Source organism: Vibrio splendidus (assembly GCF_001557875.1).
Lineage (GTDB): Bacteria > Pseudomonadota > Gammaproteobacteria > Enterobacterales > Vibrionaceae > Vibrio > Vibrio splendidus_F.
Genome location: NZ_LNRF01000001.1, coordinates 361,699 through 378,926 on the forward strand (window position 1 = coordinate 361,699; position 17,228 = coordinate 378,926).

The 17,228-nt window shown below is 45.1% G+C and carries 15 protein-coding genes; 8 read left to right on the plus strand and 7 right to left on the minus strand.

Annotation, left to right across the window (positions count from 1 at the left end; translation table 11 throughout):
• Positions 1 to 25 precede the first annotated feature (25 nt).
• The 5 genes from ATB74_RS01605 to ATB74_RS01625 all read right to left on the minus strand — a co-directional run bounded on the left by ATB74_RS01605 (position 26) and on the right by ATB74_RS01625 (position 5,150).
• Positions 26 to 661 carry an esterase/lipase family protein gene (locus ATB74_RS01605; RefSeq protein ID WP_061016095.1) on the minus strand — a complete coding sequence of 212 codons (636 nt, stop codon included), beginning with the start codon at positions 659 to 661 and terminating at the stop codon, positions 26 to 28.
• 52 nt (positions 662 to 713) lie between these two features.
• On the minus strand, positions 714 to 1,613 hold the full coding sequence (locus ATB74_RS01610; protein WP_061016096.1) for a helix-turn-helix domain-containing protein: 900 nt from the start codon (positions 1,611 to 1,613) through the stop codon (positions 714 to 716).
• Positions 1,614 to 1,756: 143 nt separating this feature from the next.
• Positions 1,757 to 2,572 (minus strand): GNAT family N-acetyltransferase, encoded by an 816-nt coding sequence (locus tag ATB74_RS01615; RefSeq protein WP_061016098.1) that lies wholly within the window; start codon positions 2,570 to 2,572, stop codon positions 1,757 to 1,759.
• 148 nt (positions 2,573 to 2,720) lie between these two features.
• Positions 2,721 to 4,343, minus strand: coding sequence for a phosphoethanolamine transferase (locus ATB74_RS01620; protein WP_061016100.1), 1,623 nt, complete (start codon positions 4,341 to 4,343; stop codon positions 2,721 to 2,723).
• A gap of 225 nt (positions 4,344 to 4,568) precedes the next feature.
• On the minus strand, positions 4,569 to 5,150 hold the full coding sequence (locus ATB74_RS01625) for a porin family protein (RefSeq protein WP_061016102.1): 582 nt from the start codon (positions 5,148 to 5,150) through the stop codon (positions 4,569 to 4,571).
• A gap of 192 nt (positions 5,151 to 5,342) precedes the next feature.
• Between ATB74_RS01625 and ATB74_RS01630 the strand changes: the two genes are divergently transcribed.
• Entirely contained in the window at positions 5,343 to 5,885 is a 543-nt protein-coding gene (locus ATB74_RS01630) for a hydrolase (protein ID WP_061016104.1), read from the plus strand.
• On the opposite strand, the gene ATB74_RS01635 is transcribed toward ATB74_RS01630, so the two are convergent.
• Together ATB74_RS01635 and ATB74_RS01640 are read right to left on the minus strand one after the other, a co-directional pair.
• Complete coding sequence (locus tag ATB74_RS01635) at positions 5,882 to 6,745, minus strand: MurR/RpiR family transcriptional regulator (protein ID WP_060980783.1); 864 nt, start codon at positions 6,743 to 6,745, stop codon at positions 5,882 to 5,884. The genes ATB74_RS01630 and ATB74_RS01635 overlap by 4 nt on opposite strands.
• Before the next feature lie 177 nt (positions 6,746 to 6,922).
• Positions 6,923 to 8,197 carry an amino acid deaminase gene (locus tag ATB74_RS01640; RefSeq protein ID WP_061016106.1) on the minus strand — a complete coding sequence of 425 codons (1,275 nt, stop codon included), beginning with the start codon at positions 8,195 to 8,197 and terminating at the stop codon, positions 6,923 to 6,925.
• 176 nt (positions 8,198 to 8,373) lie between these two features.
• On the opposite strand from ATB74_RS01640, the gene ATB74_RS01645 reads away from it, so the two are divergent.
• The 7 genes from ATB74_RS01645 to ATB74_RS01675 all read left to right on the plus strand — a co-directional run bounded on the left by ATB74_RS01645 (position 8,374) and on the right by ATB74_RS01675 (position 17,129).
• A complete protein-coding gene (locus tag ATB74_RS01645) occupies positions 8,374 to 9,807 on the plus strand; it encodes an N-acyl-D-amino-acid deacylase family protein (protein WP_061016109.1) in 1,434 nt (477 codons plus the stop codon).
• Between the two features lie 121 nt (positions 9,808 to 9,928).
• Positions 9,929 to 10,321 carry a RidA family protein gene (locus tag ATB74_RS01650; RefSeq protein WP_061016111.1) on the plus strand — a complete coding sequence of 131 codons (393 nt, stop codon included), beginning with the start codon at positions 9,929 to 9,931 and terminating at the stop codon, positions 10,319 to 10,321.
• Positions 10,322 to 10,527: 206 nt separating this feature from the next.
• On the plus strand, positions 10,528 to 12,042 hold the full coding sequence (locus ATB74_RS01655) for a sodium:solute symporter family protein (protein WP_061016113.1): 1,515 nt from the start codon (positions 10,528 to 10,530) through the stop codon (positions 12,040 to 12,042).
• A 90-nt stretch (positions 12,043 to 12,132) separates the two neighbouring features.
• On the plus strand, positions 12,133 to 13,080 hold the full coding sequence (locus tag ATB74_RS01660) for a sugar kinase (RefSeq protein ID WP_061016115.1): 948 nt from the start codon (positions 12,133 to 12,135) through the stop codon (positions 13,078 to 13,080).
• A gap of 20 nt (positions 13,081 to 13,100) precedes the next feature.
• Positions 13,101 to 13,730, plus strand: coding sequence for a bifunctional 4-hydroxy-2-oxoglutarate aldolase/2-dehydro-3-deoxy-phosphogluconate aldolase (locus tag ATB74_RS01665; RefSeq protein WP_061016117.1), 630 nt, complete (start codon positions 13,101 to 13,103; stop codon positions 13,728 to 13,730).
• A 217-nt stretch (positions 13,731 to 13,947) separates the two neighbouring features.
• On the plus strand, positions 13,948 to 14,601 hold the full coding sequence (locus ATB74_RS01670) for an oligogalacturonate-specific porin KdgM family protein (RefSeq protein WP_244270897.1): 654 nt from the start codon (positions 13,948 to 13,950) through the stop codon (positions 14,599 to 14,601).
• A gap of 77 nt (positions 14,602 to 14,678) precedes the next feature.
• Complete coding sequence (locus ATB74_RS01675; RefSeq protein ID WP_061016119.1) at positions 14,679 to 17,129, plus strand: family 20 glycosylhydrolase; 2,451 nt, start codon at positions 14,679 to 14,681, stop codon at positions 17,127 to 17,129.
• Positions 17,130 to 17,228 lie beyond the last annotated feature (99 nt).

Below are 17,228 nucleotides of genomic sequence, written 5' to 3' on the forward strand. Positions count from 1 at the left end.
AGGAGCTGAGTGACGTTGCGAAAGATTAATGTTTCGTCGGTGAGAATTTTTTGTCGTGAATAAACTCTACCGACCGCTGCACCACCTCTTTCGAATACACTAGCGCGGTGTGGTTGAGGTTGAGTGCACAGGTATCCGTAGCACCTTTTAGGTTTGCGTCTTCAAGAGTGACCGTACCATCGCCATGATTTTTTCCTAATACGATTCGTCCCACGCCAGCGTCGTAGGTGCCAGTAATCACACCAATTGGCACATCATTATCGTAGTCGCCCAGCCCATCGTTGAGGATGTGTTTGGTAGAACCAAAGATAAATCCAAGTCCATGATTCGAGAGCGTTTTGGCTATGGTTGCCCCATTGTGAGGTGTACCCGCTGTAATGATGCAGGTGTCAGCGAAGTGTGGTTGGTAGAATTTAAAGTAATGACGAATCAGTAAGCCACCGAGTGAGTGACCAAAGAAATAGACCTCATCGTGCTCATCAAAGCGAGCATTCACGAAGCGATTTAGGCGTTTTGCTGCGGATGGAAAGCGCAGTGAGTTGTAGGCGAACTTATGGGTGGTGAAGCCGCGTTTCTTAAAATTTCTATCTAGATATTGCATGATCAACGCAGGCATATATAGACCATGAATTAAAACTATGTGTTTGTTTTTATTATTCATTATTGCCCTCCGTCTGATGGTGTTTCCAGTATATGGAGTCGCAATTCTAAACTCAATAAAACTTGCTACGAATGGGACACGATAGACAGAGATCTAGCGCGCAGGCAGTTCTTTCCTCTGGCCTGACACCGCCATAAACATCTATGGTTAACCCACCTTCTTTGGCATAGGTATTTGGTGTGAGACCAATGGTCTTCTTTAGGTACCGAATCAGGTGTGGTTGGTCGCTAAACCCAAATTGAAAGGCAACGTCTAGCCAGTCTATGTCACTCAACTCTTTCTTATAAAGGTATTCGAGCATCGCTTCGAGTCGGTTCATTGATTGGCACTGTTTTAACGTTAGGCCTGTCACCTTGTTAAAGCCTCGCTCTAGTGTTCTTTGTGAGCAAAACAGCTTGTCACCAAGTTCAGCAATCTGCGTTGAACCAAGCACACCCAGCACTTTTCGAGTGAGCTCGCTATGTCTATCGGTTTTAGCGGTCGATAGCCAAGGCAGCAGTAAATCATCCAACTGTTGGCAACAAGCTTTAAAGTCGCTTTGAGCAAGTTTAATCAGTGACGTTACATCGGCATCATAATTGTTGAGTAGAACAGCAAGGTCGATGTTGTTGACGCGATCTAAACTTGGGTGCGGGCAATCAGGGATAGTGAGCGAGTACAGAGCCCCTACATGGAACTTGATGCCAAAGTGGATAAACGGCTTTGAGTGATCCAGTTTTATGGCTTTGTGATGGGGCAGTAGTAGGTGACTACCAATTCCTTGTTGGACTTGTTGCTCTATTGTGTAGTGATATGGTTGATCGCTTGGCGACAGAATCAAATGTGCTGAAGGGTCAGGGTTGAGTATCGGAAACTGATGAGTTTGAGCATCTGGCGTTTTCTCGATAAGCCAATAACAATCAATGTATTGAGCAACAACGGAGGATTGAGGAGACTGTAACCAATTGATCATTCGAACTTCTATTTTTGATGAGTATCATCACAACTATATGTGGATATCCTTGTCGGCGACAGTTTTATCCTTAGGGATTATGCCTAGTATTGGAGCTGCACCTGAGCATACTCAGCAGAGCAAGGGCTAGGCTGAGTATTTAATTAGTTAAAGTCAAACTGCAAGATGCGATGCTTTGATGATAAACCAGCTCGCTCAATTGCTTTTTGCGCACCGATATTACTGCTCTCGGTCGAGCATATAACTTCTAAACCTTGGCTGGTGGCGTGTTGTGTTAGAAAGTTCAGTACGCGTGTTGCTAAGCCTCTGCTTCGTTCTTGCTCAGCGACAATCATGCCTAAGTCGGCATACTGCGTTTGGTGTTCATCGAACTTACGACACTCACCGGCTGCGATAATATTGCTATTTTCCCAGTAACCCCACAGCTCTTGGCGAGTAATTAAGTTGCTGTAGTAACCGCTGAGCCACTCTTTAAGCGCGCCAATCGCTGATGAAGCAAATTCGACTAGTTGATCGAGTTGCTCTTCCGTCGCGAGAGTCATCTCGATGTTTTCAATGCTGCTTGCGACGGCTGTTGGACACTGGCGGAACATCAGTGCGTTGACTTTGAAGGACTCAGTATTGTCCAAGCATAGTGACAGATATTGTGGTTCAGCCGTACTCACAAATGCGCCTTTCACCTCACCAACCACAGAGCTGTTGTTTTCTACGATTAAGGTAAACAAGTCTGCAATATTGGTGTTGGCAGTTGGTGCTAGATAGAATTGAAGTAAGTAGCCTTCACCATTCAATACGCAATAACCGACAAGCTTGTCGCCTTCGTAAAAGCCGTAATGGTCAGACATAGGTACAAAGCCAAAGTGCCACATGCCATCAAGTGGTGCTGTCGATTCTGAAAAGTAAGCCGTTTTTAATTCACTTAAGTCGTTAAGTGTTTTGATTTTTTTGATGTCTAACATCGCGTTAATTCCTGTCGTTTCAATGGCAGCAAGTGTAGGCGAGTGCTTTAGGCCGGTATTGAATAAAAACGACAACTTTTTCTGGACCAAAAAAGGGGCTCATAAATGAGCCCCTTTGGTTGGAATATGTATCAGTCGCTCTTTGATACTAGCGACAGGAAGCGAAGATATCTTGGCTCTCTCGGTATTCTTTGGTTTGTACGTCCATCAAGCCGAGTAAAGAGTCGAATAGGTTGTCTTGGGAGAAGCTCTGTTCTTTGCCTGCCTTTCTCAAGCAGGTTTGGTTTATCCCTTTTTGCTCGGCAAAACCATCAGACATCCACATTATCATCGGCACATGGGTTTGCTCTTTCGGTGCCAACGAATAAGGCATGCCATGTAGGTAGACGCCGTTTTCCCCTAAAGATTCACCGTGGTCGGAAATGTACATCAGCGCGACATTGTACTTATCGGTGAGTTTCTCTAGCTTTTGAATAGCCTGTGAGAGAAAGAAATCCGTGTACAAGATGGTGTTATCGTAGGTGTTAACTACTTCTTCTTTGGTGCAGTTTTCAATATCGGCGCGAGCGCAATCAGGCGTAAATTTCTTATGTTCTTCTGGATAACGCTCAAAGTACGTTGGGCCGTGAGATCCCGAAATATGATAGAAAATGATGCTATCTTGTTTAAGATCTTGAGTATCTTGCTCGAAGTTCTCTAGCATGGCTGTGTCGTAGCATACGTCGTTATTACATAACGGGTCGCTGTCCTTTGGGACGAGCGTCATCTCTTTGATTCGATGCGCGACAGCCTTATCCCCACCATCATGCTCTCGCCAGATAGAGTGGATGCCTGCGCGGTTCATAATGTCGACCACGTTATCTTGGTTGTAGGCTTTGTCGCGATCGTAGTTACTGCGATTCATGTTCGAGAACATGCAAGGCACAGAAACCGCGGTGGCTGTTCCGCACGACTGAACATCAGAGAAAAATATCGGGTTGTATGGCTTGGTATGAGCGTTGGTTTCTCTCTCATAGCCATAATACTGGTAGTTATACACGCGAGCGGTTTCGCCAAGTACAAACACCAAAAAGGTCGGTTTGGTTGCGGCTTTTGCTTGTGGTTTGAGTTGAGCATCTAACCCCAATTCTTGATAAGGGATGGGCTGTTTGATGTAGGTGTTATTGATGTATTTGACCGTTGATGCCACATACTCGGTCGGAATAATCATCTTTTTGATGTGAGAGTTATTACGTCCAAACGATACGTAATCTTTGTAGAAAAGCCCGGCAATAATCGCAATGACGATCAAAGAAGAAAGTAAGCCAATCGATTTCCAGACAAAGAAATCTTTCCAAGACTCTTTTTCAAGTTTGGTAAACAACAAGATGAGTGATGGAATACCGCCCATCGTTAGTAGCCATAAGATCGAGTGACCACTGATATAACTGGCTGCTTCACCGCTATTGGTTTCAAACACATTCTCTATCATGCCGTAGTCGACGAATATGCCGTAATTGAACATGCTGTAGCTGACTAAGGTTGAGGTGATCAGCAATAAGATGAAAAATGGCTTAGAGAAGATAGGCCAGTTGAAGACTTGGAAGATGAAATTAAAGGCAGAAAGGAAGAAGATAGGAATGGATATAAGAAACGCAACGCTTTCAGACTTCGATGCTTGAACAATACTAAACAGTTCTTGGGTGAGAGGTAGGTTGATGACAAGCAGGTAATACACGGCCAACACAAAAGGCAGCTTGTTTATCGACATGTTTAAGCTTGGTAGATTCATAGGTCTTATTTTCCTGCGTCTCTTATCCCTTTATTTTAGTCTGGCTACCAAGAAAGCTCTAATATCAACGCATAAAGCTCAGATAGGCGGCGATAAACCGACTAAAGTGAAATGACGCGATAGGTGTGTAAATACAAAAATTCACTTTACTGAGTGACCTTCATGACAAGGTGGAACAGCAAAGTGAATTAGTATGTTCAGCTTATTCTATGTGGTTCAATCACATTAGAAGTTGTATGAACCACCGAAGCTAATGCTGTTGAAGGCAAGCGTGTGGTCATCGTTTTTGAGTGACCCATTGCCATAAGAATAGTCATCGACACTTACTGCATCCGCTTGCGAGATCAAGCGTAGCGTTAGGTGTTCGATTGGCGTGTATTCAACACCTACACCAAAGTGGAAACCCGTACCGCTGTCATCAGCGTAACCTGCACTTTTATTTGCGTTTAGGTCAACAGAGCTTAAACCAGCCAAAACGAATGGGCGGATTGTGTTGTCGAATGTATAACCTAGGTTTGCTGATACAGATACAGATGTCGGTGATAGTTTGGTAGCACCCTGCTTGTAGTCTGCGTAATCTGTGTAGCCAAGTTCAACGCCAACGATACGGTTGAATTGGTAGCCGCCGTATAGGTTGTAGCCCATGCCATCTGAATCTAAACTACCGTGGCCGTCTGTGTCAGAGTCTTGGTAGATACTAAGTCCGCCACCAATGTACGCACCGCCGTCAGTACCTGCAGCTAAAGCTGGAAGAGAAACTGCGCTGATTAAACCCAGTGCTAATGCTGATTTTGTTATTTTGTTCATCTTGGTTACTCACTCTTTAATGTCATGCCAGTATCAATCATTTTTGTTTTGCGACCTTTCGACCGTTGGTGAGTATTATTCCGTAGTCTTATACCTATTACTGTATGGCTTTGTAAGCTGAATCGTTACATAGTAGAAAATATATCCATCAGATTGCGTAGTCAGTTAGGCTGCCAAAAATAAGGAATACACATGCTAATGAGACAAAAGACAGGCTTGGTGGCTGTAGATGTTCAGGGCAAGTTGGCACGCCTTGTTGATGAGAGCGATGCGCTGATCTCTAATTGTAGAAAGCTGATTAGAGGCTCGCAGGCATTAGGGCTACCAATCATTCGCTTGGAGCAAAACCCAGAGAAGTTGGGACCCACAGTTAGCGAACTAAATGACTTATTGAACGATATTAAGCCGATACCTAAATTCACGTTCAACGCGTGTGATGAACCTAAATTTGTTGAGGCGGTGCAACAAGCTAAGGATATCGATACTTGGTTAGTGTGTGGCATTGAAGCTCATATTTGCGTGTATCAAACCGCAATGGGGCTGTTAGAGCTTGGATATAAGGTTCAGGTGGTTAGTGATTGTGTTAGTTCACGAGCAGCCCAGAATAAAAATTTGGCTATCCGTCGACTAGTAGCTGTAGGCGTGCAAATTACAGGGTTAGAAATGAGCTTATACGAGCTAGTAAAGGACTGCCGCTCGCCAGAATTTAAGCTCATTTTATCCTTAATTCGTTAGTCACCTAGGGGCTGTCTATCGCCACCGCCTCGGTAGGAGTCTAAAGCAACCTTCAAGCGGCGCAGTTTGTCGCGCGAACGGTTCTTATGATTGACCGCCATACCCATCGAAAGCACATCCACTAATGCCAGCATTGCGTAGCGAGATGCCGATGGTTTGTAGATGAAGTCGGTTTCCATGTGTTTGATAGGCAGCAAGATATCTGCAATCTTCGCCAGTGGTGTGTCTTGCGGGGTTATTGCGATGATCTTAAGCCCGTACTGCTTAGCCAACTCTGCCGTTTCAGTAATCACTGGCGTAAAACCGGTCGCGGAAATCATCACCATCACGTCATTGGCATCTGCTGTCGCAGCAACCATGCGTGACATTAAGCCATCATTGTAAGAGACCACTGGATAGCCTAAACGAAACAATCGGTGTTGCAGCTCTTGAGAGGCAATGGTCGAGCCTCCCCCCATGCCGATAGCAATGATCTGTCTGGCGTTATGCAGCCAGCTGACTGCAGTTTCAACATCTTGCTCTTTGAATAAGGTGCGGTTGATGTCTAGGCTCTGCTTGATCGATTCGTAGATACCTTGATAACCCGTTTGGTCAACAGGTTCGAGAATAAAACGTTGGCCGACTGTCAGTGTTTGAGCGAGCTTGATCTTCATATCACGTACGTTGCTGCAGCCGATAGCCTTAGCAAAACGCGTAATGGTGGCTTCACTCACTTGAGCGCTTTCAGCAAGCTCTGTGATGCTGGCGTTTGCAGCAAAATCAATGTCGTCCATGATCAGCTTAGCCACTTTCTTTTCTGCATCACGAAGAGCGGGAAAACGCTCTGTTATCTGTGAAATGATATCTACTTCTAAACTCAAGAATCTTGATCCTTTGTTGATGGGGCTAACCGTTATGGCTTAGTTTTTAAGAGCTTAGCTCGTAAGAACAAAGCTATTTAGAACTAGGCTATTTAGCACTAACCTATATAAAACTAAGCCTTAGCCCCGTTAGTATATCTTATTGCTTCGTTGATTCTAGCTTATTGAAAAATCGACCTAGAAACAGGTTTCCACCCAGTTGATCACCTGATGTTCGTCATCGCTGATGGCAATGTAGCGCCATTTGTCGAAGGTTAAACACGGGTGTGAGGTCGAGAACGCAATCATGTCGCCCACTTCAATTTCAGAAGAGCCGTCTGTTTCAACAAAGGTATGCTGATCCATCACGGCGGTAGAGGTTAAGCCTTTCACTGAGATAGCTTCGCCATTGCGATAGCCGCGTTCGGCAATAGGTAAACCCGCATCAAAGGCCACATCACGCTTGCCTAACCCAACCACTAATTTGGTCGGTTCTGGGCGAGAGATGACATACGCCCATACCTCAAGTGCCGATTCCAGATCTCCACCCAATTCACACGCGTAACCTTGGTTTACTTGGGCACGCTGCAACACTTTGCTTTGAGCGTCTAGGTAGATCCCTGTGTCGTGAATGGCATAACAGCCCGGGCGGATGATCGCCAAGTAATCGGTTAGGTTCGCTAAACATTCTGCAACCACGTCATACCAAGCAGAGCCAGCACCCGTGATGATAGGTTGCCCTACAATTAGGCCATCTGATGCGAGGCTTTCGACCGAAGTCAGTGCCTGTTTCAAGAAGGTGCGAATATCTTGTTCTGCGTTGTCACCGTGAATCACACCCTCATACACCTCAATACCCGCGAGCGAAAGGGCAGGTGTGTCTTGGATGGTTTGTGCCAGTTCTAGAACTTCTTCCGGTGAACGACAACCACAGCGACCGCCCGGTACACCAAATTCGATCAGTACTTTTAGTGTCTGTTTGGTGTTGGCGAAATACTGGTTAAGTTGCTGCACGTTTACCGATGAATCCACACAACAGTAAAAGTCGACATCAAATTCACTGATCAGCTGTTCAACGATCGCCATGTTGGTTTTACCCACCAACTGGTTGGCCATGATGATTCGTTTTGCACCCGCCATAGCGGCAACTTCTGTTTGTGCAGGTGTCGCTACTGTAATACCCCAAGCGCCATTTTCTAGTTGTTGGCGGAAAAAAGCAGGGGTCATTGATGTTTTGCCATGCGGTGACAATTTAACCTGATGGTGATCGGCGAATGATTGCATCCAATTCAGGTTATTGGTCAACGCTGATTGTTTGATAATTGCTACCGGAAGCGAAATATCTTCATCAACCAGTCGGTAAATACCGTTCTCAGATTGTGATACTGCTCTCCCTTTTTGGCCTTTTTCAGTCAAGACGAAACTATCTTTTTGATACTTTATAACATCTTTTTGTACAGGGTTATGTTTCATTGCTGATTCCTAACATGATTTAAGTTGTTGTTATTTAATCTTTAAATATATCTGTAATCTAATTTGTGGTAGAAACTATCACACAAATTAAAATATTATGTGTGTTTTGTCACTGAAAATAATCGGCTGGATTCTTAATATAGCTCCATCAACACAGTGGATTGAGAGAGTGAAAAATGTTGTTCGATACGATAATCAAAAATGTAGAGGTGTTTGACGGCACCGGCGAACAATCGTTTTGTGCCGATGTAGCAATCCTTGATGGAAAAATCGCCGAAATTGGTCAAGTCGATCACGAAGATTGTGGCCAGTTGGTTGAGGGAGCAGGCTTAGCATTGGCTCCTGGATTTATCGATGTACATACACATGACGATACCAACGTAATTCGTTACCCAGACTGCCTACCGAAGATCAGCCAAGGTGTGACAACCGTGATTGTTGGCAACTGCGGCATCAGCGCATCACCAACGGTTTTGGCTGGTGATCCACCTGACCCAATGAATCTTTTAGGTGCGCAGGCTGATTTTAAATACCCAACTTTTGCGGCGTATGCACAAGCGGTAGAGCAAGCTCAACCCGCAGTAAACGTAGCAGCGTTGGTTGGCCACACCACACTGCGTAACCAAGTGATGGACGACCTGCAACGCACCGCAAACGAAGATGAAATTGCAGCGATGCAAACCAACCTTGATTTAGCGATGGCGCAAGGTGCATTAGGTTTGAGTTCTGGTCTGGCTTACGCAAGTGCGAAACAAGCGAATGCCAACGAAGTGATGCAGTTAGCAAAGGTACTGTCTAGCCATGGCGGCATCTATACCACGCATATGCGTACCGAATTTGAAGAGATCTTAAGCGCGATGGAAGAAGCGTTTGAGACAGGACAATACGCGAAAGTGCCCGTTGTTATCTCTCATCTTAAATGTGCAGGTGCGGGCAACTGGGGCAGAACCGTTGAAGTACTTGATTTGATGGACAAGGTTTCTGAGCACCAAGATGTGTCTTGTGACTGCTACCCATATTCAGCGAGCTCTTCAACACTGGATTTGAAACAGGTGACGGACGATTTCGATATCTTCATTACTTGGTCTGAAGCAAAGCCAGAACATGCAGGAAAAACGCTTAAGCAGATTGCTGATCAAATGAATCTACCTCTGATGGATGCAGCGAAAGCACTTCAACCAGCCGGTGCGGTGTATCACTGCATGGATGAGAACGACGTAAAGCGCGTTTTGAAATACAAGTTAACCATGGTCGGTTCTGACGGTTTACCGAATGACCCGCATCCACACCCAAGATTGTGGGGCACCTTCCCGAAAGTATTGGGTCACTACTGCCGAGATGAAAAACTGTTCTCGTTGCCAGAAGCGATTCACAAAATGACCGGAATGTCGGCTCAGCGTTACAACTTAGCGGGCCGAGGCGAAGTTCGCTGCGGTGCATTTGCCGATTTAGTTTTATTTGATCCAAAGAATATTAAAGACACAGCAACATTTGAAAATCCTATTTCAGTTGCTGAGGGAATAGAAAGCGTATTTGTAAATGGTGAGTTAACTTACCAGCAAGGAAAAGTGAAAAATAATCGTTCAGGCGTTTTTATTTACCGAAATTAGATTTTAATTATCAAATTAAATTTACGGTAAATATAAAAACGACGAATTAATTTAAATATATTGGAACAGAAACTGTTTTATCTATAAAGCCAATATTATCTATAAATAAGTGGAGTTAAAAATGACTATTAAACGTTACGGTGTTGAAGGCGGTACAGGTACAGGCGGACAACATTTACCATTTGCACGCGCAACTGAAGCGGGTGGTTTCCTGTACGTTTCTGGCCAGACACCGATGACAGATGGTGAAGTGGTTGAGGGTGGCATTGTTGACCAGTCTCGCCTAGCGATCCAAAACTGTGTCGATATCATGACTGAAGCGGGCTACGGCCTAGAAGACGTTGTACACGTAAAGGTTGTGCTAACGGATTCTCGTTACTTCCAATCTTTTAATAAGGTATTCAAGGAGTTCTTCGGTGCTAACCCACCGGCACGTATCTGCATGGTCTGTGACCTAGTAGTAGACGTGAAAGTTGAAGTAGATGTGACTTGCTACCGCGCTGATCGCGTTTAGTTATAACCTAATCACAATAACCTACTTAGAGAGTACTAGAGGGTAGTCATCCCTGTTATTATCTTTTAATACTCTCACCCTACATTTATAAAAATTACTTTAATTAAAATATACAAAACCAATAAAGTAATTATATGAAATATAAAATGAATGAATCATAAATAAAAGTTCAGGAATGAGCTTAATATTTCACTGAGAGGTGTCAAATGAACAGCACACTTTTTCTTACAGGCTTCGGCGTGTACGTATTATTTTTAATTTGGTTAGGCTGGTTTGTCTCGCGTAATCAAAAATCTGGCGAAGATTTCTTATTAGGCGGCCGTGGCCTGCCATTATTCTTAGTTCTGGGTACAACCGTCGCGACTATGGTCGGCACGGGCTCAAGTATGGGTGCGGTTGGCTTCGGCTACGCAAATGGCTGGGCAGGTGCTCTGTACGGAATTGGCGGTGCTGTGGGCATCCTATTGCTTGCACTTTGGTTTGCTCCGGTTCGTAAACTGAACTTCATGACCATGAGTGAAGAGCTGGCTTATTACGTTGGCGCTAACCGAATCGTAAAAAACGTGGTTGGCCTACTTATCTTTATCGCGTCAATCGGTTGGTTAGGTGCGCACATTCTAGGTGGCGGCATGTACCTAGCGTGGATTGCAGACATCGACCTTAACCTTGCGAAAATTATTATTGCTGCAGCTTTCACTATCTACGTTGTTATCGGTGGTTACACAGCAGTTGTATGGACCGATACGATTCAAGCAATCATCCTTTTTGCTGGCTTCATCTTGATGGCGGTAATGTCTGTTGATCACATTGGTGGCATGGACAACCTTTACGCTGCGATGGATCCTGCTGCTACAAGCTTTTTAGCAATCGATAAACTGGGCATTCTGCCTGCTGTTTCTCTGGCTGTGGTTATCGGTGTGGGCGTACTTGCAACACCTTCATTCCGCCAGCGCATCTATTCTGGTAAAGATGTTTCAACTATCCGTCGCTCATTCGTCGCTTCTGGTGTGTTGTACCTTTTCTTCTCTATTATTCCAGCAATCATTGGTATGGCGGCACACGCTATTGACCCAACGCTGGATAACCCGAACTACTCGTTCCCATACGTAGCTGCAACGGTTCTTCCAGTTGGCGTAGGCATGATTGTTCTTATCGCAGGCCTATCTGCAACCATGTCGAGTGCAAGCTCAGATGCGATTGCGGGCGTGTCTATCCTACTGCGTGACGTGTACGTGATGTTCACAGGCCGCGTACCAAACAAAGAATCAATGCTGAACTACTCTCGCTTGGCACTGATTGTGGTGATTGGTTTTGCATTGCTGTTCGCACTGACGTCGAACGACATCATTGGCTACATCACTAAGATGATTTCAACGGTAATGTCGGGCATGTTCGTGTGCGGTATGTTGGGTAAATTCTGGAAACGCTACAACTGGCAGGGTGCGCTTGCAACGCTAGCGGGTGCTTCTGTGGCTTCATTCGTAGTGATGCTAAACGCTGACTACACAGCTTTCTGGGGCAACCCTGTGATTCCTTCATGTCTGTTTGCTCTAGCAGCAGGTGTGGCAGTGAGCCTGTGTACTCCGGCTAACCAAGTAACACCAGAAATGGCGAAAGCGATTCTTGATGATGAACGCGCTCTGATGGAGATGGAAATGTCTGATTCAGGTGTACTTGAAGAAGAAGCGGCACCTCAACGTCCTGCAAATCAAACAAGCTAAACCTAGTCTCCACAACTGGTTTGCTTAATTCAGGCCCTGCTTAATGGCAGGGCCTTCTTCCCCATTTATCTCTCTATTTTAGGATCGGCTATGCCTGCATCTTCTCATTTCAATATTGCTTTCTTTGGCGAATGTATGGTCGAAATCAGCGGCTCTCCATTAACCAAAAAGTTTGGCGGTGACACGCTTAATACCGCGCTTTACCTTTCTCGCTTAACTCAACATCAAAAGCTATCGGTGCATTACGCTACAGGCCTTGGTAGCGATGAATTGTCTCAGAGCATGATTGATAGTTGGCAATTAGAAGGTATTCAAACCAATTTCGTTGAACGCATTCCAAACAAGTTGCCTGGCTTATACATGGTAGAAACAGACGAAACGGGTGAGCGACACTTTCATTACTGGCGCAACGACGCGGCAGTAAAATCTTACTTTCAAGCTAGTGATCTGAATAAGCTTGAAATCGCTTTGACAGAGAAACAAGTCGACGCGGTTTACATCAGCGGTATCAGCATTGCGATTTTAGATGACGCCTCTCGTGATCGCCTATTCAAAGCAATCAGCGTGTTCTCAAATCAAGGCGGCAAGGTGATTTTTGATAACAACTATCGCCCGCAGCTCTGGACGACTGAACAAGCTCAGCATTGGTACGCCAAGTTACTGCCATTGGTCGATATCGCACTGATTACCGAAGACGACGACCTGCTGGTTTGGGGCAATAGCGAGAGCGCTCAACAACGCTGCCTTCGCTTAGGCTGCCAAGAGGTCATCATCAAACGTGGCTGTGAGCCATGCAAGATTGTTCAAGTTGAACAAGGCGATGTTATTGAGAGTTATGTATCCGCGACTCGTGTTTCTAACGTGGTCGACACCTGCGCAGCGGGTGACTCCTTCGCTGCGGGTTATCTGGCGGCGCGTCTTGCAGGTGAGAGCACCAATGATGCAGCTGAACTCGGTCACCAACTGGCTTCTACCGTTATTCAGTACTCAGGCGCGATCATCCCGGTAAGCGCTATGAATCACTTAATTAAAAAATAGAAAAACAAAGCGAATTTATTATGTCTCAAGAAATGATCAACACACTTAAGCAGTTCAAAGTTATCCCTGTTATCCAAATCAACAAGGTGGAACATGCGATTCCACTAGCAAAAGTGTTGGTAGAAAACGGCCTGCCAGTAGCAGAAGTGACGTTCCGTACCGAAGCGGCAGCGGATTCGATTCGTGCGATGCGTGATGCCTACCCAGAGATGTGTATCGGTGCTGGTACAGTATTAACGCCAGCGCAGATCGACCTTGCGAAAGAGGCGGGCAGCGAATTCATCGTAGCACCGGGCTTGAATCCAAACACAGTAAAACGTTGCCAAGAGCTCGGTATGCCAATCGTTCCGGGCGTAAACAACCCAAGCCAAGTAGAGCAAGCGCTTGAGCTTGGTCTTAACTTCTTGAAGTTCTTCCCAGCGGAAGCCTCTGGTGGCATCAACATGGTGAAATCTTTGCTAGCGCCATATGTTGATGTATCTCTAATGCCAACGGGCGGTATCGGCAAACACAACGTCAATGGCTACCTAGCAGTCGATCGCGTTGTATGTTGCGGTGGTACTTGGATGGTCTCTCCGAAGATGATTGAGAACGAGCAGTGGGATGAGATTGCTGTATTAGTTCGTGAAGCCGTAGAATTGGTTAAATAGTTAAATCTAACTTTTATTAAAATAAATAATAGCTACTGAATATGAGCAGTAGCTATAAATACATTTCATACAATCAAAATAATTAATAAGAAAATAAAAAGGTAGTCTCCGTATTTACACCTTTCTGTATATATCAATGTGCGGTGGGTTTTTATAATCATAATATCGGTGAACTATGAAAAAATTACTTCCTTTAACACTACTAGCATTATTACCAATGACCTCAACTGCCGGGGGTTATGTTGATTTAAGGGCAGAGTATCGAAGTACGACAGATCAGTACCGAAGTCGTTTTATTGTTGGCCACCATTTTGATAATGGGTATGGTTTAGAAACACTGACGAATGTTCGACATGCCGCGGGAGCGTATGACGAAACGAAGGTGGTTAATACCGAGTTTACCCATTATTACACCTATGCCATCAATGACAACTTTATGCTGAACCCTGGCGTAGTGATGAATTTTCAAGGCTCAAATACTTTCTTGATGCCTTATCTAAAGCTCAATTACAACTTTGACAATGGCCTCTTTGTACATGGTCGTTATCGTTATGACTTTTCGACCGAAGCTTTAGTGAATGACTATGGCAACGAAGAGACAGCAAAGCGAAACCGTTATGATATTTGGACGGGATACAATACAGATAAATACATGATTTCGTATGCCTTTACGTATTTCGATCAGATTACACATCATACGACAGAGCTCGCAACCGGCGATCTACATGCTCGCGAGCATACCGTAAAAGCAGTATATAAATGGAAGCCAACAGTGAGGCCGTATGCAGAAGTGGTTGATGCGGATACGGTGCAATCTGAAAACGATAAAACGGATTGGCGTTTCCGAGTTGGTGTTAATTTCTCATTCTAATTCAACAAAGCTTATTTATTTTTGTGAATAGGCTCTGATAAATAAAATACAATGAAAGTTATATAGGAAAATTAATAATGAAAAAAACTATATTGTCACTATTGATATCCGGTTCAGTAGTTTCTCCAATGGCTTTTGCAATGGCACCTAATACAGACTTAAATTTAATGCCTTATCCTCAGACCGTGGAATTAAAATCAGGTCAAGTGAATGTAGACGGAGAGTTTAAAGTTTACATTAAAGGGTTTAATTCTGACCGTGTTGAATATACGGCGAAGCGCTTTATCGACCGCCTTGAGCGTCAAACAGGTGTGCCGATTCTAAACTGGCAGGTTGATAGCGCAGATCAAGCGAATCTGATCATTGATATTGATGCCGCATCAAAGTCTGAAATTCAGAACATCGACTCTGTAGAATCTTACAAGATCACCACTCAAGGCGAACAAATCACGTTGAGTGCACCAAGCCCATACGGCGCTATCCACGGCATCGAAACCCTTTTACAGCTCGTTGAAACCACAGCGACTGGCTACCATATTCCTGCCGTAACAATTGTCGATGAGCCTCGTTTCCGCTGGCGTGGCGTCTCTTACGATACCTCTCGTCACTTCATTGAATTTGATGTCCTGATTCGTCAATTAGATGCGATGGCATCGGCGAAGATGAACGTGTTCCATTGGCACTTTTGGGACGACCAAGGTATCCGTATTCAAACGGAATCTTGGCCGCGTCTGTGGTCTGAAACCGCCGATGGCAACTACTACACCAAAGACCAAGTTCGTTACCTAGTTGAGTATGCTCGTAACCTTGGTATTCGTGTGATTCCTGAAGTCTCCTTGCCGGGCCACTCTTCTGCTGTGGCGCACGCTTACCCACGCTTGATGTCGGGTGGTGAAGGTCAAAGCTACGAACAAGAACGTGGCTGGGGCGTATTTGAGCCATTGATGGATCCACTTAACCCAGAGCTCTATGAAATGCTGAGTGATGTGTTTGATGAAGTGACCGAGCTATTCCCAGATGAGTACTTCCACATTGGTGGAGATGAGCCGAACTATGCGCAGTGGAAAAACAGCGAAAAGCACCAAGAGTTCATCGAAGAGAACAATATCGACGGCGAACGCGGCTTGCAGTCTTATCTCAATGTAAAAGTTGAGAAGATGCTTGAAGAGCGCGGTAAGAAGATGACGGGTTGGGATGAAATTTGGCACAAAGATTTGCCAACTTCGATCGTGATTCAAAGCTGGCAAGGCCATGACAGCATTGGCCGTGCTGCTAAAGAGGGCTACCCAGGGATTCTTTCTACCGGTTACTACCTAGACCAACCTCAGCCGACTAGCTACCACTATCGTAATGATCCAATGCCAAGCGGCATCACGGTTGACGACAAGCTGAACAGTGGTGAAAAATTCGTGACGTACCAATGGGAGAAGCCACGCTCAAAAGGCGGTCCGCGTAAGGGAACATTGACTATCATTGAAGCGAAAGACGGTACTTTCCGTGCGTTTAGTGATTACAACGGTAAGTCTCGTGAAGAGATCCACATCCTTGATTATGTGCCGGGTAAAACCTTTGTCGGCCACTTCGATAACTTCATGTCGTACACAGAATTCAACTTGAATCTGAATCCAAATGGGTTTGCTGAAGGCAGTTATCAGTTGATTGGTAACGTGCGCTGGCCAACCACAGGTGAAGTGATTGCGAGCAGTGATGTTGAAGGCAGCGTGATTCCAGAGCCAAATGGCGGTTACCCTGCGGAATTAACAGATAAAGAAAAAGAGCTGATTTTAGGTGGTGAGATCACCATGTGGCTAGAGAACAAAGATAGCCTCACAGTAGAAAACTACCTATGGCCGCGTAGTTACGCTATTGCAGAGCGTTTCTGGTCTGATGCGGAACTGACTGACGAGCGCAGTATGTACAAGCGCATGAAGGCGATGGACACATGGTCTGAAGTATCGGTTGGCCTGCGTCACCATGCGGATGCCGACATGTTGTTAAAACGTATTGCTAAAGGGCAGGATATCCACGATCTACGCGTGTTAGCGAAATACACCGAGCCAGCACAGTACTACGCACGTAACTGGGAAAAGTGGAACTCTACGGAACCTAAGGGCACTTTATACAGCCAATACGAGCGTCTAAATCGCTTCGTTGATGCACTGCCTGTGGAAAGCTATGCCGTTTATGAGATGCAAGACTTGGTCAATGAAGTGGTGACAGGCAATCAACAAGCACTAGAGCAACTTGCAGGGCATTATCAGCAAGCGAAATCGGCAGCTCTCGCCGCAGAGACTGTCTTCGCTGGTAACGTATCTTCGGTCGAGACGGTGGTTGTTGCAGAGAAAACGGCGGAAGTTGCAGACTTGGCGTTAACCTTGATTGCTAAAGCGCAAGCTGGCGAAAAGGTGAGAGAAGCAGACGTGAATGCCTACCAAGCGATATTGTCTGAATCAGCGAAAATTTATGACGAATCGATCATCGCGATTGTTCGTCCGACAGATCTACTGTTGAAGCATTTAGCGGAGTAAGTCGTTAACGGATTAGCTAATAAGGCATACGCCAATAAGTGAATCAAAACCGCCCTTATGTGGGCGGTTTTTTAGTTGTAGCACTCAAATGAAATGTGG

Excerpts from the sequence above, each read along its gene's own strand:
- ATB74_RS01605 (WP_061016095.1), bottom strand. The coding sequence starts at position 661 with ATGAATAATAAAAACAAACACATAGTTTTAATTCATGGTCTATATATG.
- ATB74_RS01665 (WP_061016117.1), top strand. The coding sequence starts at position 13,101 with ATGTCTCAAGAAATGATCAACACACTTAAGCAGTTCAAAGTTATCCCT.
- ATB74_RS01610 (WP_061016096.1), bottom strand. The coding sequence starts at position 1,613 with ATGATCAATTGGTTACAGTCTCCTCAATCCTCCGTTGTTGCTCAATAC.
- ATB74_RS01620 (WP_061016100.1), bottom strand. The coding sequence starts at position 4,343 with ATGAATCTACCAAGCTTAAACATGTCGATAAACAAGCTGCCTTTTGTG.
- ATB74_RS01655 (WP_061016113.1), top strand. The coding sequence starts at position 10,528 with ATGAACAGCACACTTTTTCTTACAGGCTTCGGCGTGTACGTATTATTT.
- ATB74_RS01615 (WP_061016098.1), bottom strand. The coding sequence starts at position 2,572 with ATGTTAGACATCAAAAAAATCAAAACACTTAACGACTTAAGTGAATTA.
- ATB74_RS01645 (WP_061016109.1), top strand. The coding sequence starts at position 8,374 with ATGTTGTTCGATACGATAATCAAAAATGTAGAGGTGTTTGACGGCACC.
- ATB74_RS01670 (WP_244270897.1), top strand. The coding sequence starts at position 13,948 with ATGACCTCAACTGCCGGGGGTTATGTTGATTTAAGGGCAGAGTATCGA.
- ATB74_RS01630 (WP_061016104.1), top strand. The coding sequence starts at position 5,343 with ATGCTAATGAGACAAAAGACAGGCTTGGTGGCTGTAGATGTTCAGGGC.
- ATB74_RS01640 (WP_061016106.1), bottom strand. The coding sequence starts at position 8,197 with ATGAAACATAACCCTGTACAAAAAGATGTTATAAAGTATCAAAAAGAT.
- ATB74_RS01675 (WP_061016119.1), top strand. The coding sequence starts at position 14,679 with ATGAAAAAAACTATATTGTCACTATTGATATCCGGTTCAGTAGTTTCT.
- ATB74_RS01650 (WP_061016111.1), top strand. The coding sequence starts at position 9,929 with ATGACTATTAAACGTTACGGTGTTGAAGGCGGTACAGGTACAGGCGGA.
- ATB74_RS01660 (WP_061016115.1), top strand. The coding sequence starts at position 12,133 with ATGCCTGCATCTTCTCATTTCAATATTGCTTTCTTTGGCGAATGTATG.
- ATB74_RS01625 (WP_061016102.1), bottom strand. The coding sequence starts at position 5,150 with ATGAACAAAATAACAAAATCAGCATTAGCACTGGGTTTAATCAGCGCA.